The sequence below is a fragment of the Acidaminobacter sp. JC074 genome, from assembly GCF_022496765.1.
Lineage (GTDB): Bacteria > Bacillota > Clostridia > Peptostreptococcales > Acidaminobacteraceae > JABXKX01.
The window spans coordinates 95,185-119,811 of record NZ_VANV01000008.1; the positions used below are offsets into that span (position 1 = coordinate 95,185).

Genomic DNA, 24,627 nt, shown 5'->3' on the forward strand with positions numbered 1-24,627 from the left:
TATGGATGAGGAACTAAAAAGCTTTAATAAAGTCAAAGAGAACCTAAGCGTATTCATGTCCTATTTAGAGTATAAATTATGTATAGAAACTATTAGACCATTTCTTTTTGAAGGAAACACACTCTACTTAGAGGTTAAAAATGAAGATCAAAAGGATATGTTACAAGATAGGTATTTTTCACTGATTAATGAGCAAATGATACAGGTTTATAACAAAGTCTATGACATCAAATACATTTTGGCCTTAAGCAGTAAACATAGTATAAGTCATCAGATGCTCAGGTTGTACGATCAACATAAATCTAATCCTAAGAATAGTTTTCAAAACTTTATAGTAGGTGACTCTAATAAGTATGCGTTTGATGTTATAAGAAAGATTGGAGAAAATAAAGAACCTTTTGGCTATATAGTCTATCTATATGGAGACTCTGGTACAGGTAAAACTCATCTCTTAAATGCTTTAACAAGAGATTTAGAATCTGAAAAAGAAAAAGTTGTCTTGTTCCTGAATCTTGTAGATCTGATGAATGAAATAATATTGGGAGTTAAGAACGGACAGGATAAAACTGTTATGTCTCTATTGAATGGAGTAGATATCCTCTTAATTGATGATATTCACTTCATCAATGGTAAGGAACGCACTCAGCAAATATTAGTAGATTTGATAGACAAAATGATTAGAAATAATAAAGTAATAATTTTATCATCATCAATTGAGCTAAGTAATTTAAACATGCTGGATCAAAACCTGGAAAGCAGAATATTATCAAGTGTCAGACTTCATTTGAACAAACAAGATGACAGTATAAAAATGACCTACCTTTTGAAAAACTTTAATCTAAGCAAAGAATTTCAGAAAAGCTTTAGAGAAGAGATCGTAAAGAAAGATATTTCATTTATTAAAATAAAGGGCTTTGTGAATGAAATGAAGCTATTAGAGGTGACAAAAGAGAACTTAGTTTATAAATACTTTAAGTATAAGATTTGGGATATATGATATTGTGCAGTTTGCACTATAATGAATACGCTACCTTTAACTATAATAAAAGAGTAGCCTTATTATGGATGCTTTGTTTATTAGTTTAAAAGAATAGATTATAATAAAGTGATATAAACTTTTAATAAGTAAATGGATTTGCAAACACTATTGATTTGGAGGATTTAATGATCAATTATATGAAAAAATTAACGGAAGTTCTATTAGGTGTTGAGAATATGTCTGATGATGTTAGAAAATATCAGGATCAAATGACTTCTCAAATAAACTATATTAATAATGAACTTAATATTACGCATAAAGATTATCGTTTAAGAACGATAGAAAATGGTGTTTTTATGGCTCCAGTAACGATGCCATGTATTATAAACACACAAGAAAATAAGACACCAAAGTTCGATTTTGTATATTTCGGATTAAATCCAGGGTATAGTGATGAGCAGTATTTAGAAAAAGAAGCAGCTCACAAATATGACGGTGGTTACTTCAGTTTTTATAATTCTTATGGAATAAATGATTTTTTATTAAAAGGAAAGATGAATACTTATTACCAAAGAGTTATGAAAGTGATATATGCATTATTTCAGGAATCTAACAAAGAGACTGTTTCAATTCAAGATGTAAGGGCTAAGTTTGGTTATGACAAATTAACACCAGTTTATAAGAATGATCATTTAGTTTTTAGAGAGTTGACTAAGGATATGTCACTTGCATTTCCTGAGCTAATACCTTACCATTCAAGAAAATTTGGTGAAAGTCTCGATATGCTAAAAGATAAGCTTGAAAGTTTATCAGTTTATAATAACTATTTAGATGAAGTTCTTCTTTCAATTGAGAATAATCTAAGTGATGATGGTATTGTAGTAGCTAATGGGAGACCTGTACTAGAATTACTCGAGGGGCATATAATAGATAAACAGGCTCGCTTGATCCATGAAGATGTTGCTATTAAAGTCTATAAGATTAGGAAAAACTTATGGGTGATGTTCAAACGTCAACTAGGTGCACAAGACTTTGAACTTAATATATCAGAAAATATGAAGATGTTTGGGGATAAAATAAAAGAGTTAAGATCGAGTGAAAATTTTCAATCAGTTGCAAAGAATAATTATATATCTAAAAAGTGTGAGTCATCAGAAGTAATGGATGATATGATAAAAGAGACTTACAAAACGTTTGAAAAAGGGGAATCAATGGTTAAAAAATCTTCACATACATATTCCGCTCATCATATACCATTTAAAATAAACGAGGAACTAAGTATAAAAGTATATGATTACTTAATAGACAAAGGATTACATGTTCATCATGGAACGAATAAATATTTAAGATGTAATCCAAAAGAGTTGAAGAATGAATTTCCTGAGGTAAGAAAATGGCCTGCACTGCATTTCGAAATTGTACTTAGATCTGGAAAAATGAAAGTGCAGTTCTTAGTGGATGATGTCAATAATGAAAAAGTTAAACCTTTTGTTGATGAAATGATTATGAAAAATGTTGATCCTAAGTTGATAACTGCCAAAAACCAAAGAGGTGTATTCTCGAAATCGATTAAGAATGAAGAAGCAGATGAAGTTATAAAAGTTCTTGATCAGTATTTTGATACTTATACAGATAGGGTATTAAAAATTTTCAACAAGATATAATACTAAAATAAAAGGAAGAGGTAGATTGAAAGATGCGCAGTCATATGAAACCAATTATAGGCATAACATCGAACTACTCGACTCATGATTATCATGGGACAAATCTAAAGATAGGTGCACCTGAACAGGAGTGGCAACTCTTGGCAGATGACTATATTTATTCAATTAAAGAAGCTGGTGGTATACCAGTCATTCTACCTGTTTTAAGTGAGGTTGAAGATATTAAATCACTCCTTTCAAAAATAGATGGACTACTTTTATCAGGTGGTAGTGATATAGATCCTAAATACTATAATCAATCTCCAAAAGAAGGCTTAGGTGGTTTGATGCCTAAAAGAGATGCTTATGAGTTAGAACTAGCTAAGATAGCTCTATATGAAACAGACCTGCCTATACTGGGGATCTGTAGAGGCTGTCAAACACTGACAGTGGTATCTGGAGGTACTCTAAATCAGGACACTAGGTATCAGGCAGAATCTCCCTTTAAACATGCTATCGTAGAATCCCCAAAACACCTACCATCACATGATGCAAGTCTTGAGGTGGATTCTAAACTATATAAGGTATTTGGTGTTGATAAGCTAGGTATTAACAGTTTTCATCATCAGTCCATTGATAGACTTGGGAAATATTTTTTAGCCACCATGCATGCATCTGATGAAACTATAGAGGCAATAGAACTTTCAGGAGAAAGGTTTGTTATCGGCACTCAATGGCATCCTGAAATGATGGTGGAAAAGAATCCATCCTACATGAAGGTTTTTGAAGCATTTGTTGAATCATGTCAGAATGATAGATAAGTGTTTTCTACATACTTAAATAGAGTTTGTCGTGTTATGATTGATACAAGGGGGACTTATGACTGATATTAATTTAGATTTATTAACTTTAACAGAGGTAACTGCTGAGACTGTAAGAGAGGTACTTAGATTATCTGTAGCAGACAAGCAAAAACATTTTGTTGCTTCTAATGCCATTTCTATATCTCAAGCGTATTTTTCTGATACAGCATGGTTTAGAGCCATATCATATGATGGCACTTTCGTTGGATTTGTTATGCTGGATCTTAACATTAAAGATGAAGACTACTACTTATGGCGATACATGATTGATGAGAAGCATCAAGGAAAGGGCTTTGGTAAAAGAGCACTTGAACTTGTTGTAGATTTTGTAAAGAAACAGCCAGGCGCTAAAGCGTTTTATACTTCTTGTGTACCAGGAGAGGGATCGCCATCCAAGTTTTATGAAAAGTTTGGCTTTGTAGCAACTGGTGAAATTGATGAAGGTGAGCACGTGTATAAGCTTACTTTAGGTGAATAGAATGTTTTTAACCTCGTTTTGAACGAGGTTTTTCTTATGCTTAATTTTGAGTATGGCAAGTTTGGTTAAATCAATCTTATCAATTGTAATAAGATCTGTTTTCCTATAAATTATAGAGACTTACACTTTTAAAACTATCTTGGTATAACTGCGTTGTGAATATTCTTTATATTCGTTATATTTATGATTATTCTTTCTTATATTTGTGATAGAATTAAAAAGATACTTTTTAGTGTAGATTGGTTGTATTTATGTATAGAAGGGGGCTTATGGAAGAAACAAAACGAAAAAAGAGAAAACTGTTTTTGAATGTATATTATGTGTTTAAAAACATGAAAAAATGGCATCCTGAAGGCATTGTTGCTCTGATATTAAATACCATAGCTGTTGCTATTGCACCATTTGTTTGGGTAGTGGTACCTAAACTGGTTATTGATGAGCTTGAGTCTAGTGCAGATATGAACAAGATCATGTGGATACTTGGTATTACCCTTGTAGTAGCTGGTCTTGTCTACTTTACAAAAGAAGCCTGTATTGGCTATTACAGAATGAAAATGGCTAGAGTTCGCATGTTGTTTGGACTTGAGCTTCATGAAAAAGCCATGAAACTTGAATACCATCATGTGGAAAATTCAGATACTCAAACCCTTTTACATAGGGCGACACGTACCACTTCTAATCCTAATGCAGGTATGGGTGGAGTCATGAAGTATTCTTTCTCTGTATTTGGTTACATATTAGGTTTTATAGGCTACGTTGGTATTTTGATGAATCTTCATCCATTGGTACTCGTTTATCTATTAGGAAGTGTATACATCACTTACAAACTTAAACAAAGGTCAGATGCATACGAACATGAACAAGAAGAAGAAATGAGATTTTTCGGAAGAAAAGCCCAATATCTTTCAAATACCATGACTGATTTTGAATTTGGTAAAGATACACGTATCTATCAGCTAAAGGATATGCTTGTCAAAAAGATGGTCTTCAACCACGAAAAACAAGAAACGATTAGAAAACGCATTTTAAAGAAACGCTTTAATGTAAACTTCTTTGATGCGCTTCTGGTATTTCTTCGAGATGGCATTGTTTTAGGTTATATCACATACATGGTCTTAAAGGGCCAGATGGGTTTTGGTAACTTCATCTTTTATGTAACAGCTGTCAGCGGTTTTGCAGCTTGGATGCAGATACTGATGAGAGATTTTACTGAGTTAAAGTTATGTGCAAGATATGTAGATGACTACAGAAACTTTATGGACATAGAAGACTATCTAGTTCAAGGGGAGCCTGAGAAACTACCTGAAGGTGACAGGTTGTCTATAAACTTTAACAATGTGACTTTCAAGTACCCGGGAACAGATAAAGTTATATTTGATGACTTGTCTCTAGAGATACCTGCTGGACAAAAGCTTGCTGTTGTAGGGGTCAATGGTGCAGGCAAGTCTACTCTGATTAAACTTCTGACAGGATTGTATAAGCCTGATGAAGGCTCTATAACAATAGATGGTACCGATACAAGTCATTTCTCCTTAACTGAGTTGTACAAGTTGTTTTCAGTAGTATTTCAGGAAATCAAACCTTTCGCCGCTTCTATAGCAGAGAATGTGGCTGCATCTGAAGATCTAGATGAAGAACTTGTTTGGGCTTCTTTAAAAAGAGCAGGACTAAAGTCTAAGGTAGAGTCTTTAGAGAAAAAAATACAAACACCTCTTTTAAAAATCATTGAAGATGATGGTTTGGAGTTATCAGGTGGAGAAAACCAAAAACTTGCACTTGCAAGAGCTCTTTACAAGGATGGTCCAATCGTTATACTAGATGAGCCGACAGCAGCACTTGATCCAATTGCTGAAAAAGGCATCTATGAAAGTTTTGGCGATATGATTGATGGTAGAACAGCCATTTTTATATCACACAGACTATCTTCTACAAAGTTCTGTGATAAGGTGGCTTACTTTGAGGAAGGTTTGATAAAAGAATATGGGACACATGAAGAGTTGATGGCCTTAGAAGGCAAGTATGCTCATATGTTTAATACTCAGGCTAAATACTATCAATCTGAGGAGGTGAGTGCATAATGGAAAAGCAATTCTTAAACAGTAACCGACAGGTAATTACTTATTTCATTCGCTTGGTTCATAAGTTGACACCCCAGTATATACCTGCACTTGTCTTACAGTCCATATTTAAAACACTGAGACCACTTGTCTTTATATTTGGTCCCAAACTTATTGTAGATGAACTGACAAACCTGCAAAGGGTTGAGTATATGGTTGGTTTGATTGCTATGATTGCTATCTCAAACTTTATTCTTACTTCAGGCGAAAGATGGTTTGAGTATAAAACCCAGTATTATACCCAGCTTTTTAACAATGCTTTTGAAAGATATATAGCTAAGAAGACTGCTGAAATTGATTATTATAACATTGAAGATCCTGACATATTAGATTTAAAGGAAAGAGCCTTGTTTGCCATCAGAAACCATTGGTTGATGGGCTCTATGATAATGGCGCTATCAAGTGTTACCAATGAAGGAATCTTACTTTTGAGTTTGATTGGTATCATCTGGACTTTTAGTCCATGGATTTTACTCCTTCTGATAGGCGTTGTTCTTGTGAACTCTTTCTTGTTTAGAAAAGTACAGGAGTACTATTACTTTGAATCTACTGAAACAGTAGGTAACAACAGATCATTTGTATACTTTTTAAGACAGTCAGCAGACTTAGAGATTGCTAAAGATGTTAGACTCTACAATATGACCGACTTGATTCTATCTAAGATGAACAGAACAAACTTACTGATCTATAAAACTTATTTAAGAGTCTATTCAGCTATTTCTAGATTAAATGGATTTGTCAGCGTAAATGTTCAGATTCAAACAGTTATAACTTATTTCTTGTTAGCCAGAAGAACGCTTGCTGGCAGTGTCACTTTAGGTAACTTTATGATGTATGCTGGTTCCATTGGTAAGCTAGGCACAAGTATGAATCAGTTTGTTTCTAGTATCATAGAGGTCAACAGGCTGTGTAGACAATTAGAACTATTGGTTGAGTATGAAAAGATTCCAAGATCTCATGAACAGGGTGATCAGCCTATTTCTGAAGATTGCAAGTATGAAATCAAGTTTGAAAATGTTTCATTTAAGTATCCAAGAGCAGACGATTACACCTTAAAGGACTTGAATGTAACCATCAGACAAGGAGAGAAAATCTCTATCATAGGTAAAAATGGTGCAGGCAAGACCACTTTTGTTAAGCTATTAACTAGACTTTATAAACCAACTGAAGGTGTGATTACTTTAGACGGTGTAGACATTCAGGACTTAGACTATGAGACTTATATGTCTAAAGTGGCAGCTGTTTTTCAAGATTATCGATTGTTTGGAATAACTGTTGAAGAAAATATTACAGGTAAGGATAGTAATGAATATTCCTATAACATCGAACATATTATTAAAGAAGTTGGTATGGAAGAAGATGTATCAAAGCTTCAGTACGGTGCTAAAACAGCACTCGATAAAGGCTATGACAAAGAGGCTACTAAACTTTCAGGTGGTCAGTCTCAGAAGCTTGCCATTGCAAGAGCCTTGTATAAGGATGCTGAAATCGTCGTTTTAGACGAGCCGACGGCTGCCTTAGACCCTCTTGCAGAACATGATGTATACCAACGATTTGATGAACTGGTTCAAGGAAAAACAGCAATATACATATCACATAGACTGTCTTCATGTAGGTTCTGTGATAGTATACTTGTGTTTGAAAATGGCCATATCATTGAAAGAGGTTCACATGATGAACTGATAACAATAAAAGATTCTGCATATGCAGAACTCTTTAATGCTCAAGCAGAATACTATAGTGCATAATTTAAACCTCCAGTCAAGTTGACTGGAGGTTTAAATTATTTGGATTCGACAACTTTCTTTATATCTTGTAGATCAAGATCTATAGTCTTAAGAGTTGATTTTTTCATCATGCCGCTAAATATTGCGTTCATAATTTTACCTAGCATACTTTGAGGTGTGCCTTCAAATCCCATTGTGAGTTCGCAAGTATCATCTTTTTCTTTTATGGTGAATTTAGAAATGTAGACTGCTCCGTGACTTTCAGCACGAGTTTGATAATAGGTATTTTCTTCAGCATGTGTGATCCACATGGTTTCAAATGCTTCCTTACCAAACATAGTTCTAGCTTCTTTCCATTTCAGACCTATCAGAGAATCTTCTGGCTTGTTAATGATTTCAATGCTATTAATGCCTGAAATGTTTTGATCAGAATGTTCAATGTCTGTGATAACAGACCAAATATCTTTCTTACTACCAGAAATTGATATTTTAGATTCAACTTTCATAGTGGCCTCCTTATCTATTGTTTTTTACCTTTATTGCCATGGCTTCTTTGAAGTAAAGGTGAATAAGTTTTCTAAAAACGTCTTCATTGATTTTATCCATGTTGCTGATATAAAGACAGATCTTTCCACGTCTATAAGAACCTATTTTGTCTAGTAGGTCGGTATAGGGATCCAAGCCTTGTACGGCGAAATATATGGTAATATGAGCTTTTGCTGCAACAAAAGCAATAATTGGCATATCACCTTCGTTGGTTTTGTTGATATAGTGGAAGTCTCCAAAACCAATGGATTTGTCTTCCCATACTTTAGGTGGTGTATCGATTTCATCCTTCATGATGTTAAATATTCTGTAGGCATTTTCTTTTCGTCTTTCATTAGGGATTCTTTCTATCCACTCAGTAAACTTATCTTTCATTGCTAATCCTCCTATTCTTTATATACCGTTTTAGACATTATTGAAACTTAATCTCTTTATTTAGTTTACCAATTTGGTAGTTGGGTATTACGTGACTAGGAATGTAATTCACTTAAATATATTATGGGAGGTAACTATGAGCATGTTTTGTTTCCAATGTCAAGAAACCGCAAGAGGTACAGGTTGTACTGTAAGAGGTGTCTGTGGTAAGACTGAGGACATTGCAAGAATTCAAGATTTATTGGTATACACAACAAAAGGTTTGGCTGAAGTTGTTTACAAGGGTAAAATTGATGTGAATGAAATCATGAGATGTAATCATGAGCTCTTAAACTCATTGTTCATGACGATTACAAATGCAAACTTTGATGGTCCTATGCTAATCAACCAGATTAAAAAGGTGATTGCCTATCGTGAGGAAGCTAAAAAGTTAACGTCTGAAACATCTTGGTCAGATGCGGCTACATTTGAGTATACGACTGATGAAGAAATGCAGGAAAAAGCTGCTGCCATCGGCGTATTGGCTACAGAGCATGAGGACTTAAGATCTCTTAAGGAGATGGTTGTATACGGTTTAAAAGGCATGGCGGCATATAGTGAACATGCTCTTAATGGCGAAAAAGAAAATGTTGAGATTTATAGATTTATGTATGAAGCGCTTTATTTAGTGACAACTGAAATGACTGCTGATGACTTGGTTGCACTTGTTATGAAAACTGGTGAGCACGGTGTTATGTCAATGGCACTTTTAGATGAAGCCAATACAAGTAAATATGGTCACCCAGAAATCACAAGCGTGGATATCGGTGTAAGAAACAACCCTGGTATTTTGATTTCAGGTCATGACTTAACAGATTTAGAGCAGTTATTAGAACAAACAAAGGGTACTGGCGTAGATGTTTATACACACAGTGAAATGCTGCCTGCTCACTACTATCCAGCATTTAAAAAGTATGATCACTTCGCTGGTAACTATGGTGGCTCTTGGTGGCACCAAGTAGATGATTTCTTCTCATTTAACGGTCCTGTTTTATTTACAACAAACTGTATCGTGCCTCCTAGAAAAGAAGGTTACAGAGAAAGAATCTTTACAACAGGTTCTGCTGGACTACCAGGTGCTAAGCATATTTATCGTTTAGCAGATGGTTCTAAAGATTTCTCTGAGATTATTAAGATGGCCAAAGAAACTGAACCACCTAAGGAAATTGAGACAGGAACTATTGTTGGTGGCTTCGCTCATAATCAAGTATTTGCACTGGCTGATAAGGTTGTAGATGCTGTTAAATCAGGCGCAATCAAGAAGTTTGTTGTTATGGCAGGTTGTGATGGTAGAATGAACTCAAGAAAGTACTATACTGAGTTTGCTGAAGCTCTACCAAAAGATACGGTTATTTTAACAGCAGGTTGTGCTAAGTATCGTTACAATAAGCTTGACTTAGGTGATATTGGTGGTATTCCTAGAGTACTAGATGCTGGACAATGTAATGACTCTTACTCACTAGCCCTTATAGCCCTGAAACTTAAAGAAGTATTTGAACTAGAAGATGTTAATGATCTACCGATTGCTTACAACATTGCATGGTATGAGCAAAAGGCTGTTATTGTCCTCTTATCACTTCTATACTTAGGCGTTAAGAACATTCACTTGGGACCAACTCTTCCTGGCTTCTTATCACCTAATGTGGCTAAGGTACTTGTAGATACCTTTGGCATTGCTGGCATAGACACAGTAGAGAATGACATTAAAAACTTAATCTTATAATAAACTGGGGATGCTGATGCATCCCTTGTTACATGTAACATACATATTAAATTTTAGTTGGGTGGATGTAAATATTTCAATATCAAATATAATAATAAGATAGCCATCCTTGTGGAAGGGATTACTTATTATCATAAGTTCGGAACAGAAGAACTAGTAGAAAGCCACTGGCTATATGTGTTTGATTTATAACATGCTTAAACGAGAGGACTACTCTTCTTATATCATGTGATTTTAGCTTGATATTGGGTATAAGATTAATGTTGTATCAATGTGTTTAAGACTAGAAAGGCAAAGTGTTGAATGTTTGTCTTTTTTTATATCATGCATCTTGGAGGCAAAGAATGAAGTTAAGGAGTATTTTTAGAATCATAAATGCATCAGTTATTATTGTTATGGTTACCATGGCCGTCATATTGTTTGCGACTCTATCCAATCTAGATAGGGATTCTGATTGGGTCAATCATACATATGAAGTTATCCTAATGGCAGAAAAGCTCAGAGGGGACATGATAGACCAGGAAACGGGATTAAGAGGTTATCTAATTACGGGTGATGAAACTTATCTTGAGCCTTACAATCAAGCAAAAGAAACTTATAAGAGTCGTTTAAATGCCTTGAAAGTCAAAGTTTCTGATAATCCCGACCAGGTGGTTTTACTAGAGGACTTAGAGGACTTAGCTCTGTCCTGGGAAAATGAAGTTGCTGAAAGATACTTTCACATTAAAGATGAGATAGTTGAGTCGGGTCATGTCAGAGAAGAACTCATAGACCTTACTACTTCTGGCTTAGGCAAGGACAAGATGGATTATGTACGTCTGCTTGTTGAAGATATTGAAGATGAAGCCTTAAGGATGAATATCTTAATCAGCATGATCAATATGGAAACAGGTGTTAGGGCTTATATCATCAATGAAAAAGAAGTTTTTCTTGAGCCTTATTATCAAGGTAGGACTACACTAGATGTATATCTAAACACGCTAAATAATCAAGCCATCTCAAGTGCTGCATATGACTGGATTATAAATGTAGCTGAAAAAGAAATCGATTTGGTTCAAGAAGCATCTGTGTATCTGACCAATCAAGATTTGAATGATGAACTCTCAAAAGGTAGAGACCAGGCAATTATGAACCAAATTAGAAATAAAATTGATGTCTTTGAACAAGTTGAACAGGACCTACTTCTTGATAGAAGGATTCAGTCAGACTTGCAGTTTAGAATATCTCATATTGCTCTTTATATAGCTTCGGCAATCATTGTTCTTGCCGGCATCAGTCTATACTTTGCAACCAATAAGGTCACAAAACCTCTTGTTAACTTTACTAGCTTAATGAAAGACTTTGATGTGGACAATATTGATAAGCAGGTTGAAATTGAAACCTATGGTATATCTGAAATCAATACCATGATCAATGGTTATAAGTCTTTACTAGATATGCTTAGAGGTAATATAGAAGAAAGAGAAAGCAACAACTGGATCCAACAAGGGCAGATGCAGGTTGGAAAAATATCTGAAGAATCCTTAGATATAGATGATTTTTTATCACTGATTATTAAGTATGTCACTAAGAAGGTCAAAGGTCTTTACGGTAGCATTTATATCTTAGATACAACAGATAACAACAAGTACACTTTTGGGGGCGGTTATGCACTAGACAAGCTATCAGAAATCAGAAAGTCCTATCAAGTTGGTGAGGGTCTCATCGGACAAGCCGTACTGGATAAGGAACTTATAAGACTGTATGATGTTCCCGAAGATTATTTGAAGATCGATTCTAGCTTAGGCTCCACTCTGCCGAGCCTTGTGGTTATTCTACCTTGTGTTTTTGAAGGTCAAGTGATTGCTGTTCTCGAAATAGCCCTATTAGCGGCATTAAGTGATCGATCGGATCAGTTTCTTAATAAAATCGGTTCAGATATAGGTATTGTGATTAAAAATGCCATGAGCAGAGATGAGATAAAAATGCTTCTCGAGGCTGCAAACGAAGCCAATAATAAGTTAGAACTTCAAAAAGAAGAGTTAAAGGTTACCAACTCAGAACTAGAAAGTCAAAGCGCAGCTCTCATGAACTCACAGAGTGAGCTAGAAGTTCAGCAAGAAAACTTAAAGGCAATCAATGAGGAGTTAGAAGAAAATACAAGACTATTAGAATCTCAAAGAAAGGAACTTGAAACCAGGAATATTGAGTTAGAGGAGTCCAAAAAAATCATTGAAGACAAGTCTGATAAGTTAGAGCAATCAAGTCAATATAAGTCGGAGTTCTTAGCCAATATGTCCCATGAGTTAAGAACACCGCTAAACAGCATACTTCTTCTATCTGAACTTTTACGTGAATCAGAACTTTTATCTGAAGAAGAAACTGAGTACGCTGAAACCATTAACAAATCAGGTAAAGGCTTGCTTGCTCTGATCAATGATATTTTAGACCTTTCTAAGGTAGAAGCTGGCCATGTAGAAGTCTTTATTGAACCTTTAGAAATCAGACAGTTTGTTACAGATACAAGCAATCTGTTTAGACAGGTATCTGAAGAGAGTCAGTTAAACTTTTCAATTCAAGTGGAAGATGGGGTACCTGACTTTATTGATACAGATGAAATGAAACTGAAGCAAATCATCAATAACCTTTTATCCAATGCCTTTAAGTTTACAAGTCATGGTAGGGTAAGCTTAAGTATAGCAGCAAAGGAAGATAAGATTTACTTTGAAGTTGCAGATACAGGTATCGGTATTTCAGAAGACAAGCTGGAATTGATTTTCTCTGCCTTTAAACAAGAAGATGGCACAACCTCTAGAAAGTTTGGGGGTACTGGACTGGGCCTTTCTATATCCAGCGAGTATGCGAAGCTTTTAGAAGGTAGCCTAGTAGTAGAGAGTAAAAAAGATTCAGGCAGTCGTTTCATCTTATCCATACCTTTAAAACGCACTAAGCTTGATATTATAGAAAAAGCGGACAATAAAGTAGAAGAGTATGTTGAAGATGATCGAAAGCATATTGACAAAGATGATAAGGTTCTTTTAATTATAGAGGACGATCCGACTTCTGCTCAAGTCATAAAAGAAATCAGTAAGCGAAATGACTTTAAAGTCTTAATTGCTGAAACGGGTGAAACGGGCTTGCATTTAGCAGATTTTTATCTGCCATCAGGTATCATTCTAGATATAGGCTTGCCTGGTATGGATGGTTATGAAGTTATGAAGAGGCTGAAATCAAATGATAGAACCAAGGACATCCCTATTAATATCATCAGCGGCAAAGACTTAAATGACGACTTATTAGACCAAGATGTCCAGTTTTATAGAAAACCTGTTAACAAGGCGACCATTGTTGATATTCTCAACAATACCTTATCAGAAAAGAAAGAGAAGAAAAAAATACTCCTTCATAATGCAGTTGACTTGGATTTAGAAATGATAAAGGACTTGTCTAAAATCGAATCCTCTCATTTAGAGATTCTGGAATGCAAGTCTGATGAGGAGGCCATGGATATTACTGGTCAGACTATGATTGATCTTGTCATTATGGATTTAGATACAATCGGCCAACATGAAGTCTACATGATAGACCAAATGAAGTTGAGTAGTATGAACAAGTCTCTATCTATTCTTATATATACCAATGACAGCATCAGTCAACGTGATGAAGTAAAGCTTAGAAAGCAGGTCGATGATATCATCATCAAGGAGGGTGATTCTAAAAAGAGACTACTTGATGAAGTCAAACTATTTGTCAACAGAGTCAAACATCATAGGGGGCATTTAGAGTCAGATACCTATGAAAACGACTTATTTGCCGGCAAGTCGGTGCTTATTGTTGATGATGACATGAGAAATGTCTTTGCCTTATCTACTATTCTTAATAAGCTTGGCATAAAAACAGAGATTGCCAACAATGGTCAGGAGGCTTTGGATCTGATAGGTGATATAGATGATTTAGACCTTGTGCTTATGGATATCATGATGCCGGTTATGGATGGTTATGAGGCTATCAAATCCATTAGGAAGATGGACAAGTATTTAGATCTACCGATTATCGCTTTGACAGCTAAGGCTATGAAGGGGGATAAAGAGCTTTGTATTAAGGCTGGTGCCAATGAGTATTTACCAAAGCCTATAGATCGTAATAAACTAATGTCCTTATTGAGAGTGTGGTTATGATGGATGAAAAAGAATTATTAGATATAGAAAACATTGAAATAAAGCTTCTACTGGATGCAATTTATATGAGGTATGGCTATGATTATAGAGACTATACTCTAAGTCATGTGAAAAGGCGCGTACTTTATAGGCTTGAAAGAAGTGGTTGCAAGACCATCTCTGAGTTGATGTCAAAGGTCTTATATGATTATGAGACTTTTGGCCTGCTTCAAGTGGATTTGTCTATCAATGTAACAGAGATGTTTAGGTATCCTCAGTTTTTTACAGATCTTAGAGAGAAAGTCATACCTATGCTCAAGACTTATCCTTCTATTAAGATATGGCATGCCGGTTGTTCTACGGGAGAAGAAGTTGTTTCTATGGCCATTCTTCTAAAGGAAGAAGGACTATTAGGAAAATCGACTATCTATGCGACTGATATCAATGAACATGTTCTTGCTATAGCCGAGAAGGGTATTTATGATATCAAGCATGTTCAGGCATGGACCAAGAACTATCAGGAAGCAGGTGGCAATCGATCTTTTTCTGAATACTATACTGCCAAGTTTGATTCTGTTATTTTTGACCAAGACCTATATGACCATATTGTTTTTACAAAGCATAATTTGATTCAAGACAAACAGTTCATCACAGCCAATCTGATAGTCTGTAGAAATGTTTTGATATACTTTAACAAGGGTTTAAAAAACACAGTTTTAGATCTACTGGATGACAGCCTGGTGGCTGGCGGCATTTTAGGTATCGGTTCCAAGGAATCATTACAGTTTACTTCTTTAGAAGGCAAGTATGACACACTTTCTTCAAAGGGAAGAATATATAAAAAACAGTCAGGACTAGATTATGAATAATTTGATTGTCATTGGAACCTCTGCTGGAGGTGTTGATGCATTAGGAAAAGTTTTAAAGAATCTTTCGCAAATCAATTATACAATAGTTGTTGTTTCTCATATAGGCCGGTCTGTGGACGTTCTAATTAAGCTTTACAAAAGGCATAGCAATCTTGAAATTAAAGAGGCTAAAGACGGTGAATCTATCCATAAGGGGGTAGTGTATATAGCACCGGCCATGTACCATCTGTCAGTAGAAAGTGATTTTACATTTTCCTTGTCAATTGAAGATAAGGTCAACTTTTCTAGACCTTCCATTGATGTACTTATGAACTCTGCAGCCGAGGTTTATCAAGAAAAATTGACAGGTATACTTCTAACGGGTGCAAATACCGATGGTGCTAAAGGCATGAAAAGAATAGAAGTACTAGGGGGATATTGCATTGTTCAGAATCCCAATGAGGCCTATATGAAAATCATGCCTCAAGCAGCATTAAAGTTACTAGATCATCCAGTGGTAATGACATTGAATCAGATAAATGACTTTTTAAAGGAAGGCGAGTTTGATGAAAGATATAATAACTAATGTATTGATAGTTGATGACATAGAGGCAAACAGGATTTCCTTTAAGGCAGTTATTAACGCACCAAATATCAGATTGTTTGAAGCTAAAAACGGTGGAGAGTGTCTGAAAATCTTGATGAGAGAAAGCATTGACTTGGTTTTACTTGATATACAAATGCCTGATATAACAGGCTTTGAGGTCGCTGAACTTATGAGGGAAAATGACCGAACAAAAGATATTCCTATTATATTTATCACAGCCATCAACAAAGAAGAAGAGTATGTCTTTAAAGGGTATGAACTTGGTGCTGTAGATTATCTTTATAAGCCTATTAAAAAAGAGATCTTAAAGAGCAAGGTCAACGTCTTTGTAAAACTACATGTACAGGCCAAAGTTATTGAGAAAAAATCAGAGGAGCTTGAAAAGAAGATTTTAGATCTAGAAGAAGCTGAGAAGGAACTCTTGAAGTTAACTCAAATGGATCAATTAACTGGTATTAAAAACAGAAGGGCATTTGATGAAACATTAAATAAAGAAGGTAGAAGGGCCATTAGGCGAAAGACATCTCTTACACTTCTAATGATTGACATTGATTACTTTAAGAACTATAACGACACCTATGGTCATGTTGAAGGTGATGAGTGTTTGAAACGTGTAGCAGCATGTATCTCTAAGACCCTTAATAGACCATTTGACTTGGCAGCAAGATATGGCGGTGAGGAGTTTGCAGTCTTATTGCCGGATATTGAGTTAGATGGTGGTGTGGAGGTTGCTGAAAGAATCAGGCAAAATATTGAAGATCTTCAGATTGAAAACTTTAGAGAAGGCAAACCTGAGGTTATTACTGTAAGCATCGGTATTGCATCTGTTTTGCCTATTATTGATGAGGAAGTTGATCAGTTGGTGGAATATGCCGATGAAGCCCTTTATAGGGCTAAAGAAGAAGGTCGCAACAGGTGTTCTTGGTAATATAAAAGGTAGTTGATTTCAACTACCTTTAAATACGCCTATAACAAGTTATCAAGACCATTGATGGTCATTTGTTCATCGTCATCTATCGGTACAAGAATGCATCTTTGTCCATTGATGATTTCAGTCTTAATGGCATCAAGTTTTTCTGGTTTTACATGTAAAACAACATCATAATCTTTTGTTTCTTCTTGAGTTTCTTCAAGTTCCTCTTCATCATTTGCTTCAACTTCTTGGTCGTCTGAGTTCGGCGCTTCTACTTGTTCGAGTTTGGCTTCAAGTTCCTCGATTTGATTTAAAAGTCGCTCTTCTGTTTTCTTTTGCTCATTCTTTTTTAGAAGTTTGGCATCTACTAGATTTTCTGCTAGAGGCGGTTCTTCTCCAAACTTTTCTTCATAAGATTCTTCAATCCTAAGTGATATATCTTCTGAAAGACCACTTTCCACTAGAATATCTTTAACCTTTTCTTTGGTTAGTGTTATAGGTTCGTGGTCTGTATCTTCATAAATTTCCTTATGTTCTTCAATCATGGTATTTAAGTTCTCTTGGATATCAATAAATACCTTCTCAGAAACCTCTTTATCAGAAACGGTTTCTTTTACAATGGCTTCAAAAGTATTGAGTTGATTGGTTGCCGTTTGCTTAGAAAAACATCCTAAACCATTTTCCATAAAGTCAATCTGTGGTTCTTTTACGTTTTTTGTATAATACATAACCGTACCTACATCTGAAGAACGGTCGATAAAGCCTGGGAATGTAAAGCCAGCTGCAGGTACATCCACAACCCAATCTCTGATTCTTGATTTTATTTGATTCTCTTTGTTGAAGTAGCCTAAACCTGGCTTAGACAGCTTAACAGGACATATGGCACATATGATGTATTCATACACTTCTTCAGATTCATCTAATTTTCTATTATCAGAGGTTTTCACCATGACATCATAGATATCGTGGTACAAGAGGATTAAGTAATTGCCTGAATCCTCATAGTTGTCAATAATTGATTCATAGAGGATATCTAATAGACCGTCTTGATTAAGTCCTGACTTTTTTATCATCATCAGAAGTTGCTGCTTTTCATTTTCAAACTTGTCATCTAAAGGAAATGTCAGTTCAAGCATGTTGTTGCCAATCTTCCCTGATAAGGTCTTCTTGGCAATTTCTAAATACTTAAACATCTCATCATCTGGCAGACTATGAAATGTTTCTCTAAACTTTAGGACAGGTTCTTTATCACTATTTACATAACAGCCACAGACCTTTGTGAATGTATTTTCTTCTTTTTTAAATCTTTTTTTCAGTTCCAGTAAATCTTTTCTTTCCATATGACCTCACTTTTTTACCTACAATATATAGTATAATCGATAATTGAAATTAAGCAATTTAATTTTGTTAAATGATATGGAAGAAACAAATACCATTTTTCTACATATTGGATGTATATTTTGCCATAATGTTGTATAATAAAGGTGGTTGATAAGTTATATATAAGTGGGATATTAATAATGGTGTATAAAAGTAAGTATAAGTGTAAATAGAGAACTGAGGACCATTGCAGACGCGGTGGTAATCGGTTCTTTTTGATATTTAGATGGAAAGTGCAGTGACTTAAAACTAAAAGCAAGTTAGTGATGCTAGCAGCTGTGATCATACTGATAGTATGTGTGTATTTTACATTTTATATGGACCGTCAAGATCGTGCACTTGCACAAATGGAAGTCGTACTTTCATCCGTGACTGAAGTTATGGCAACTGTGTAGGTGATAAAAAAATATTGCTATGAAAGACAACATTTTAGTTTGATATTCATTTATTGGGTATAAGTTTAGAGACTGTGTTTAATGAGACATATTTTAAATAAGAATAGGGAGGATGAATGAAAAGAAAGTTAATTTTATGTATGATATTTGTCATCATAATAACGACATCAGCTTTTGCTGAAGAGGTGGATGTAACCATACCGGGCTTTGATGTGACCATTGGTGACCAATACATAGATAATGCACATAATAAGTATCCAATGATTGTCTATAAGAACATCACTTACTTTCCAATGACATGGAATTTTTCAAAATCCCTTGGATTAGAAACCAAGTGGGATGCTTCAAGCGGCTTAAGCATTGGCAAGGCCAGTGAAAAAGAAGACTTAAAGCAAGACCTATCAACAAGTAATGACTTGAAGAAGGTTTACAAGGCTTCTGTTGCAGATTTTTCGATTAACTTAAACAATAAGAAAATCAACAATGCAGAAGAAACATATCCAATACTTATTTTTAGAGACATTACATACTTTCCTTTAACGTGGAGATTCACAGTGGATGAGTTTGGTTGGCAGTCTGATTTTAATCAATCAAGTGGCTTAAGTATTGTTAGTTCTGTAAACGTTGACAATTCTATGAACAACAATACCACTGTTAGTGATATTAACAACTCCAGTGTGGTTGTGACCAATAACAATGTAGATAACAGTGTCAATAACAGTAATAATATCATTAACAATTATTCTACTACTGTTAACAATTTTATTGATAACAGCATTACCATCAACAATATGTCTTCAAGCAGCATCGATGAGTTGATAACAGCCTTATCTGGTTTAACAGGAGAAGTAAAGAACAACACCTTTATAGTGATGGATGAAAACAACAAGCCACTAGAAGGTGCTGTATTATACATCAACAATGAAATCAAAGGTGTATCAGATTTAGGTGGGAATCTTCCTTATCAAGCTAGCGGGTCCTCTTATGTCAGGATTCGAAAAAGCGGCTATAAAGAATACAATGAGCAAGTCGACTTATATAGTGGCCTTGTAAAGACAGTTAAGTTAAAGTCGAGTATTACTAAGATTGACAACACTTTTTCAAGTGACAACTACAATCTATACCATTCCTACGTTGAAGCTTCTAGGACTAATATCAATGTCAAAATGTTAGGTGATATGTTTGATTATGAAAAACACGATGTCTCTAAGTTTGAAATTATAGATCCTGATACTGGAGAAAACGTCATTGATTCATTTATGGAGAACAGCTGGGGCTCTATCAATCATGTATCTTTCTATACACCGATAGTAACCATCAAAAGATCTTATAATGGTGGTAATGGCTTAGTTCCAGGCAAGTTATACAAGCTTCTTGTAAAGAATCATTCGGAAGAACATGAGTCAACTCTACTTGCAGTAAATGAACCAATTGTATCTCTTGATGGACGAGCAGAGGTTTCTATTATTGGTGACTATGTTTACATGAAAGTCAGAATAGACAGTTCCCATAAAAGATTAAATGATGTAGAGTTTGCCTTAGTTGATGAAGAGGGCAATGTTATTTATCAAGAAACTCAGATGTTTGTTAAAGCTTATGAAGAGTACTTGGAGTTTGAACTGGTTAATGCAAAAAGATTAAAAAAAGTTAGGTATTTGTATCTTAGACCGCTCGTAAAAGGTAGTGTTTATCAGCCTGATGAGCAGTTTGCTAAGATTGATACAATATATGAACCTATCATGTTGTCTTATGACGGCAGTTTATTTAGGCGTACAGCCAATGAATATGCCGACAAGACACTATTCAGATGTTATGGCTATAACATTGCTGGCAAAACTTATACGGTTGATTTAGAGTACAACTTTAAACCTATAAGACAACTTACCAGTACGGCTGTTAAATCTGATGATGGTTTATTGGATTATGTAGAGTTTGAAGTGGATTTTGATAGTTTAGAAAAAGGAAACTATCATATACGCTTCGAAGAATTTGGTGGTTTTGGTACATTTAGAGTTGAATAGAAGGAGAGACTTATGAAAAGAGTTATAGCACTATTAGTAGCATTTATGTTAATTTTGCCTTCGATGGCCTTTGGACAAGATGTGACAGTAACAATTCCAGAGTTTGATGTAGAAATAGCAGGACAAAAGATTGATAACGAAAGAAATGTATATCCTTTGATTGTTTATAATGACATCACTTATTTTCCAATGACATGGAACTTCTCAAGAGCCTTGGGACTTGAGACAGATTGGCAATCTGAATCTGGACTTTCAATTGGTAAATCAACAGAAAGTGAAGAACTTGTTCAGGATTTGACTGCTAATAATGATTTGAGTAAGTCCTATACAGCTCAAATTGCCAAGTTTGATATTGGCTTAAATGGTCAAGCTTTAGACAACAGCAAAGAAGAATATCCGATACTTATTTTTAGAGATATTACCTACTTCCCGCTTACTTGGAAGTTTACAGTAGATGAATTTGGTTGGGAATCTGATTGGAATCAAGAAAAAGGTTTATCAATCAATAATACCAATGTGACTAACAACGTGAACATCAATAATAGTGATAACAATACAACAGATGTAAGCGATATTAACAACAGTACTGTTTCTATTACCAACAACAACATTGACAATTCTGTTAACAACAGTAACAACATTGTTAATGATTATTCTACAAATATTAATACTACGATTGATAATAGTATGAATGTGACTTCATCAGGTCAATCTACGGCTGAAATATTAGCAGAGATTGCAAAACTTAAGGAAATGGGTGTGACTCAAGGCAACTTAACAGTAACTTTTGTGGTTAAGGATGAAGAAACTGAAGAGGGGATTGCTAATGCGGTTGTTTATGTCAATGCTATGCCTGTTGGTGTAACAGATGAAGAAGGATCTGTAGAGATCTCAGTTTATCAACATGCGCAAAGTCAAATTGAAATCAAACATGAAAATTATGAGCCACTTTCATGGTTAGAAGGCTATACAGAAGCTCTAACGATTACAAAATCTCTTAAGAAGCTTGAAGAAGATCTTGTTGAAGAAACTGATATGAATAAACTTATCAGCAATGAAGGTATTAGTGAAATGGCATTTGATGATGTAGAGTTTACTGAACTTAAGGCTGAGCAAAATACACCAGGTATTATTAATGACCTTACAGCAACATACTATGAAGATGCATACTACATTAGAATTGATTTTACAGCAGAAGCAGAAGCTGATACTGTTGGTGTCTTAGATAAAGAGGGAGACAACATCGACTTTAACCAAGAAGAGGAAGCCTTGATTCAAGTAGGTGAGAATGTCCTAGTCTTCAGAATTGATGGCTTAACTGAGGAAATGGAAGAAATCTCATTCTTACTTGGTGAAGATGCAATTGTTGTACTAGTAAGTGACTTGTTATCACTTAATTAGGAGTAGCTTATGAAAAAGACACTTTTATATTTTCTAGTTTTCACACTCATCATGAGTGTAAACGTTTATGCAGAAGAAACCGTGGATGTAACCATCCCTGGTTTTCCTGTAGAGTTACAAGGTGAGACAATTAATAATGTTTATAATGATTATCCTATGATTGTCTATAATGGTATAACTTATTTACCGATGACATGGGATTTTTCTTCTACGCTTGGCTTAAAGACAAACTTTTATTCAGGCAAAGGACTATTCATTGAAAAGTCAGATCAGACAATGCCTTTAAAGCAGAGTACTAACTCACTAAATGATACTACAAAAACCTACAAAGCCGCACTTCCAAGCTTTAATGTCCACGTCAATGGCAAAATGCTTAACAATAGTGCAGAAGAGTATCCTATTTTAGTATTTAGAGATATTACTTATTTTCCACTGACATGGAGATGGACCGTTGAGGAATTTGGACTGCAGTCAGATTTTAATGCTGCTACAGGTCTTACAATAAAAAACAATGTTTCCATTGATAACAGCAGCAACAATACAACGATGGTATCTGATGTTAACAACAGTACAGTAGCAGTAACTAATAATAACATTGATAATAGTGTTAGTGACAGTAACAATACCTATATTGATAACTCTGTTACCATTATCAACCACATCGATAATAGCATCACTGTTACTGATCAAGATAACCTAAATGTTACAGGTGTTATTGTAGCTGATACAAGCAATGATGAAACAAAAGAGAATAGTAGTGCAAGTGTTAACGCGACTGATGATTCAAAAGAAAAGTATTCTGTAGATACGCTTGTTGGTGGTGTAGAAAGTGGCTATGTCAATGGACATGTCTCTGAGGCTAGGATCTCTTATGCTAGAAATCTAATGGTTGATGAGAATAATGATATTTATTTTACTAATCAGGATTCCGAAGTTGCGGGAACAAAATCATATGGACATTCACATGTAAGGAAATTGAATACGACCAAAAACGAAGTTTCTACAGTATTTACACAGGATTATGAAGACAAGCTAGGTAGAGAATTATTAGAGTCAGTATTAAGGAATGAGAACGATTTTCATATTGCCTACAATAATTATAATGATAAGTTTTATGTAGTATACAAGGAGAATAATAAGGATTTTCTAAAGTTATTTGAGATAGATGATCAAGTGAGGGAAATTGCTCATATTGACACACCTGTTTATAGTTATTATGATGTAGCATTATTTTTGAACTTTAATAATGAAGTAGTTTATTTTGGAGTTTCAGACAGAAGTCAATACTATGATAGTTGTATTTATAAATACAAGCTAGGTAATGAAAGTCCAACAGCCGTTTCGAAACGAACTACTGTGCATAAAAGCATAGTTGACATACTTTACTCTGATGAGATGGTCTATACATACTCATTTGGCTATTCGAGCTATGTTCATACAGCGGATGGCCTATATCAGATAAAGGAGTTTCCAAAAACAGAGGTTAAAGTTGAAGTTGATGATAGTTTTCTGGATAGGTCGGGCTCAATTACAACATATAATAACGCTTTCTATAGAACCTCAGGTGCAAACATATATAAGTTGGATTTGGATGGTGAATGGGAGTTGTATGTAGATGCTGATGATTTGATTTACAATGATGGGGAGGCAATTAAGTTTATTGGATCTATAGCGTTTGATACAAATGGAGATATCATTATATATGATAGAGATCATTTTTCTATTAGAAGAATCAACATGAATTAAATTTAATCGTCATCTTTGATGGCGATTTTTTAGAGTTGCTCAATACTAGAACAAGTGTTGAAACTCAGCTAATTAGTGAGTACAATATAAGTAAGAGGAGTTTCTTTTATGCTTCTAGATTGTTTAGTCAAAACATTTCTAATGGTACGAAGTATAGAGAAATTCCTATGGTGATTGCTATTAACATTCTTGACTTTAACCTCTTTTCTCATGATGAATGTCATCAGGTATTTAGATTGTCAAATGATAGAAACGATGATCTGTTTTATGATGTAATTGAGATTCATTTCTTAGAATTAAAGAAAGTTAATAGAGATATGAGTTTAAATAAGAATCTTATGGATTGGTTGAGCTTTCTAAGCAGTAATAATCCAGAAGAAATTCATACATTAGCTGAAGGGAATGATGAGATTATGACTGCTGCTAAGGAACTGGATCGTTTAAATAACGAAAGAGATGTAAGAATGGAAGCTGAAGCAATAGAAAAATATGAAAGAGATAAAATCTCAAGAGAATCCAATATTTTAGAGCGTGGTTTAATGCAAGGTGCTGTTAGGGAAAGAACTCGTATTGTAAGAAAGTTGCTATCCCTGAATTATACTGTTGCAGAAATAGCTGACTTTTTAGATGAATCTACTGATTATGTGAAAACTTTTATTAAAGAGCATTTAAAAACTGAGAAGTAATCAT

General features: G+C 34.7%; 18 protein-coding genes. 15 read left to right on the plus strand and 3 right to left on the minus strand.

The window, feature by feature from the left end; all coding sequences use genetic code 11:
* The first annotated feature begins 1 nt into the window (after window position 1).
* The 6 genes from EZV73_RS09885 (at window position 2) to EZV73_RS09910 (ending at window position 7,828) form a co-directional block, all read left to right on the plus strand.
* Window positions 2-997, plus strand: coding sequence for a DnaA/Hda family protein (locus EZV73_RS09885; RefSeq protein WP_240840135.1), 996 nt, complete (start codon window positions 2-4; stop codon window positions 995-997).
* Window positions 998-1,164: 167 nt separating this feature from the next.
* Window positions 1,165-2,643, plus strand: a complete 1,479-nt coding sequence (locus EZV73_RS09890) for a hypothetical protein (RefSeq protein WP_240840136.1) — start codon at window positions 1,165-1,167, stop codon at window positions 2,641-2,643.
* A gap of 44 nt (window positions 2,644-2,687) precedes the next feature.
* Window positions 2,688-3,443 (plus strand): gamma-glutamyl-gamma-aminobutyrate hydrolase family protein, encoded by a 756-nt coding sequence (locus tag EZV73_RS09895; protein WP_240840137.1) that lies wholly within the window; start codon window positions 2,688-2,690, stop codon window positions 3,441-3,443.
* A gap of 58 nt (window positions 3,444-3,501) precedes the next feature.
* Complete coding sequence (locus EZV73_RS09900) at window positions 3,502-3,963, plus strand: GNAT family N-acetyltransferase (RefSeq protein WP_240840138.1); 462 nt, start codon at window positions 3,502-3,504, stop codon at window positions 3,961-3,963.
* 269 nt (window positions 3,964-4,232) lie between these two features.
* Window positions 4,233-6,041, plus strand: a complete 1,809-nt coding sequence (locus EZV73_RS09905; RefSeq protein WP_240840139.1) for an ABC transporter ATP-binding protein — start codon at window positions 4,233-4,235, stop codon at window positions 6,039-6,041.
* Window positions 6,041-7,828 (plus strand): ABC transporter ATP-binding protein, encoded by a 1,788-nt coding sequence (locus EZV73_RS09910; protein WP_240840140.1) that lies wholly within the window; start codon window positions 6,041-6,043, stop codon window positions 7,826-7,828. Before EZV73_RS09905 ends, EZV73_RS09910 begins: the two co-directional genes overlap by 1 nt.
* 35 nt (window positions 7,829-7,863) lie before the next feature.
* On the opposite strand, the gene EZV73_RS09915 is transcribed toward EZV73_RS09910, so the two are convergent.
* Entirely contained in the window at window positions 7,864-8,313 is a 450-nt protein-coding gene (locus EZV73_RS09915) for an SRPBCC family protein (protein ID WP_240840141.1), read from the minus strand.
* A gap of 10 nt (window positions 8,314-8,323) precedes the next feature.
* A complete protein-coding gene (locus tag EZV73_RS09920; protein ID WP_240840142.1) occupies window positions 8,324-8,728 on the minus strand; it encodes a DUF1801 domain-containing protein in 405 nt (134 codons plus the stop codon).
* 136 nt (window positions 8,729-8,864) lie between these two features.
* Here EZV73_RS09920 and hcp point away from each other — a divergent pair, with 136 nt between their 5' ends.
* The 5 genes from hcp (at window position 8,865) to EZV73_RS09945 (ending at window position 17,009) form a co-directional block, all read left to right on the plus strand.
* On the plus strand, window positions 8,865-10,490 hold the full coding sequence (gene hcp / locus EZV73_RS09925) for a hydroxylamine reductase (RefSeq protein WP_240840143.1): 1,626 nt from the start codon (window positions 8,865-8,867) through the stop codon (window positions 10,488-10,490).
* A 344-nt stretch (window positions 10,491-10,834) separates the two neighbouring features.
* Complete coding sequence (locus tag EZV73_RS09930; protein WP_240840144.1) at window positions 10,835-14,647, plus strand: CHASE3 domain-containing protein; 3,813 nt, start codon at window positions 10,835-10,837, stop codon at window positions 14,645-14,647.
* Window positions 14,647-15,495: a protein-glutamate O-methyltransferase CheR gene (locus EZV73_RS09935; protein ID WP_240840145.1), complete on the plus strand. Its 849-nt coding sequence runs from the start codon at window positions 14,647-14,649 to the stop codon at window positions 15,493-15,495. The genes EZV73_RS09930 and EZV73_RS09935 overlap by 1 nt, the downstream gene beginning before the upstream one ends.
* On the plus strand, window positions 15,488-16,060 hold the full coding sequence (locus tag EZV73_RS09940) for a chemotaxis protein CheB (RefSeq protein ID WP_240840146.1): 573 nt from the start codon (window positions 15,488-15,490) through the stop codon (window positions 16,058-16,060). Before EZV73_RS09935 ends, EZV73_RS09940 begins: the two co-directional genes overlap by 8 nt.
* Complete coding sequence (locus EZV73_RS09945) at window positions 16,041-17,009, plus strand: diguanylate cyclase (RefSeq protein WP_240840147.1); 969 nt, start codon at window positions 16,041-16,043, stop codon at window positions 17,007-17,009. Before EZV73_RS09940 ends, EZV73_RS09945 begins: the two co-directional genes overlap by 20 nt.
* A 38-nt stretch (window positions 17,010-17,047) precedes the next feature.
* On the opposite strand, the gene EZV73_RS09950 is transcribed toward EZV73_RS09945, so the two are convergent.
* The gene (locus EZV73_RS09950; RefSeq protein WP_240840148.1) at window positions 17,048-18,334 is read right to left on the minus strand and encodes a DUF4317 domain-containing protein; all 1,287 of its coding nucleotides are present in this window, start codon (window positions 18,332-18,334) and stop codon (window positions 17,048-17,050) included.
* Window positions 18,335-18,885: 551 nt separating this feature from the next.
* Between EZV73_RS09950 and EZV73_RS09955 the strand changes: the two genes are divergently transcribed.
* The 4 genes from EZV73_RS09955 to EZV73_RS09970 are packed head-to-tail and all read left to right on the plus strand — an operon-like array spanning window position 18,886 to window position 24,623.
* Entirely contained in the window at window positions 18,886-20,790 is a 1,905-nt protein-coding gene (locus tag EZV73_RS09955; protein WP_240840149.1) for a hypothetical protein, read from the plus strand.
* A gap of 12 nt (window positions 20,791-20,802) precedes the next feature.
* Window positions 20,803-22,191, plus strand: coding sequence for a hypothetical protein (locus EZV73_RS09960; protein ID WP_240840151.1), 1,389 nt, complete (start codon window positions 20,803-20,805; stop codon window positions 22,189-22,191).
* Between the two features lie 9 nt (window positions 22,192-22,200).
* Window positions 22,201-23,937, plus strand: coding sequence for a hypothetical protein (locus tag EZV73_RS09965; RefSeq protein ID WP_240840152.1), 1,737 nt, complete (start codon window positions 22,201-22,203; stop codon window positions 23,935-23,937).
* Between the two features lie 11 nt (window positions 23,938-23,948).
* A complete protein-coding gene (locus tag EZV73_RS09970) occupies window positions 23,949-24,623 on the plus strand; it encodes an Rpn family recombination-promoting nuclease/putative transposase (protein ID WP_330637033.1) in 675 nt (224 codons plus the stop codon).
* The last annotated feature ends 4 nt before the right edge of the window (window positions 24,624-24,627 follow it).

Excerpts from the sequence above, each read along its gene's own strand:
- EZV73_RS09885 (WP_240840135.1), top strand. The coding sequence starts at position 2 with ATGGATGAGGAACTAAAAAGCTTTAATAAAGTCAAAGAGAACCTAAGC.
- EZV73_RS09890 (WP_240840136.1), top strand. The coding sequence starts at position 1,165 with ATGATCAATTATATGAAAAAATTAACGGAAGTTCTATTAGGTGTTGAG.
- EZV73_RS09895 (WP_240840137.1), top strand. The coding sequence starts at position 2,688 with ATGAAACCAATTATAGGCATAACATCGAACTACTCGACTCATGATTAT.
- EZV73_RS09900 (WP_240840138.1), top strand. The coding sequence starts at position 3,502 with ATGACTGATATTAATTTAGATTTATTAACTTTAACAGAGGTAACTGCT.
- EZV73_RS09905 (WP_240840139.1), top strand. The coding sequence starts at position 4,233 with ATGGAAGAAACAAAACGAAAAAAGAGAAAACTGTTTTTGAATGTATAT.
- EZV73_RS09910 (WP_240840140.1), top strand. The coding sequence starts at position 6,041 with ATGGAAAAGCAATTCTTAAACAGTAACCGACAGGTAATTACTTATTTC.
- EZV73_RS09915 (WP_240840141.1), bottom strand. The coding sequence starts at position 8,313 with ATGAAAGTTGAATCTAAAATATCAATTTCTGGTAGTAAGAAAGATATT.
- EZV73_RS09920 (WP_240840142.1), bottom strand. The coding sequence starts at position 8,728 with ATGAAAGATAAGTTTACTGAGTGGATAGAAAGAATCCCTAATGAAAGA.
- hcp (WP_240840143.1), top strand. The coding sequence starts at position 8,865 with ATGAGCATGTTTTGTTTCCAATGTCAAGAAACCGCAAGAGGTACAGGT.
- EZV73_RS09930 (WP_240840144.1), top strand. The coding sequence starts at position 10,835 with ATGAAGTTAAGGAGTATTTTTAGAATCATAAATGCATCAGTTATTATT.
- EZV73_RS09935 (WP_240840145.1), top strand. The coding sequence starts at position 14,647 with ATGGATGAAAAAGAATTATTAGATATAGAAAACATTGAAATAAAGCTT.
- EZV73_RS09940 (WP_240840146.1), top strand. The coding sequence starts at position 15,488 with ATGAATAATTTGATTGTCATTGGAACCTCTGCTGGAGGTGTTGATGCA.
- EZV73_RS09945 (WP_240840147.1), top strand. The coding sequence starts at position 16,041 with ATGAAAGATATAATAACTAATGTATTGATAGTTGATGACATAGAGGCA.
- EZV73_RS09950 (WP_240840148.1), bottom strand. The coding sequence starts at position 18,334 with ATGGAAAGAAAAGATTTACTGGAACTGAAAAAAAGATTTAAAAAAGAA.
- EZV73_RS09955 (WP_240840149.1), top strand. The coding sequence starts at position 18,886 with ATGAAAAGAAAGTTAATTTTATGTATGATATTTGTCATCATAATAACG.
- EZV73_RS09960 (WP_240840151.1), top strand. The coding sequence starts at position 20,803 with ATGAAAAGAGTTATAGCACTATTAGTAGCATTTATGTTAATTTTGCCT.
- EZV73_RS09965 (WP_240840152.1), top strand. The coding sequence starts at position 22,201 with ATGAAAAAGACACTTTTATATTTTCTAGTTTTCACACTCATCATGAGT.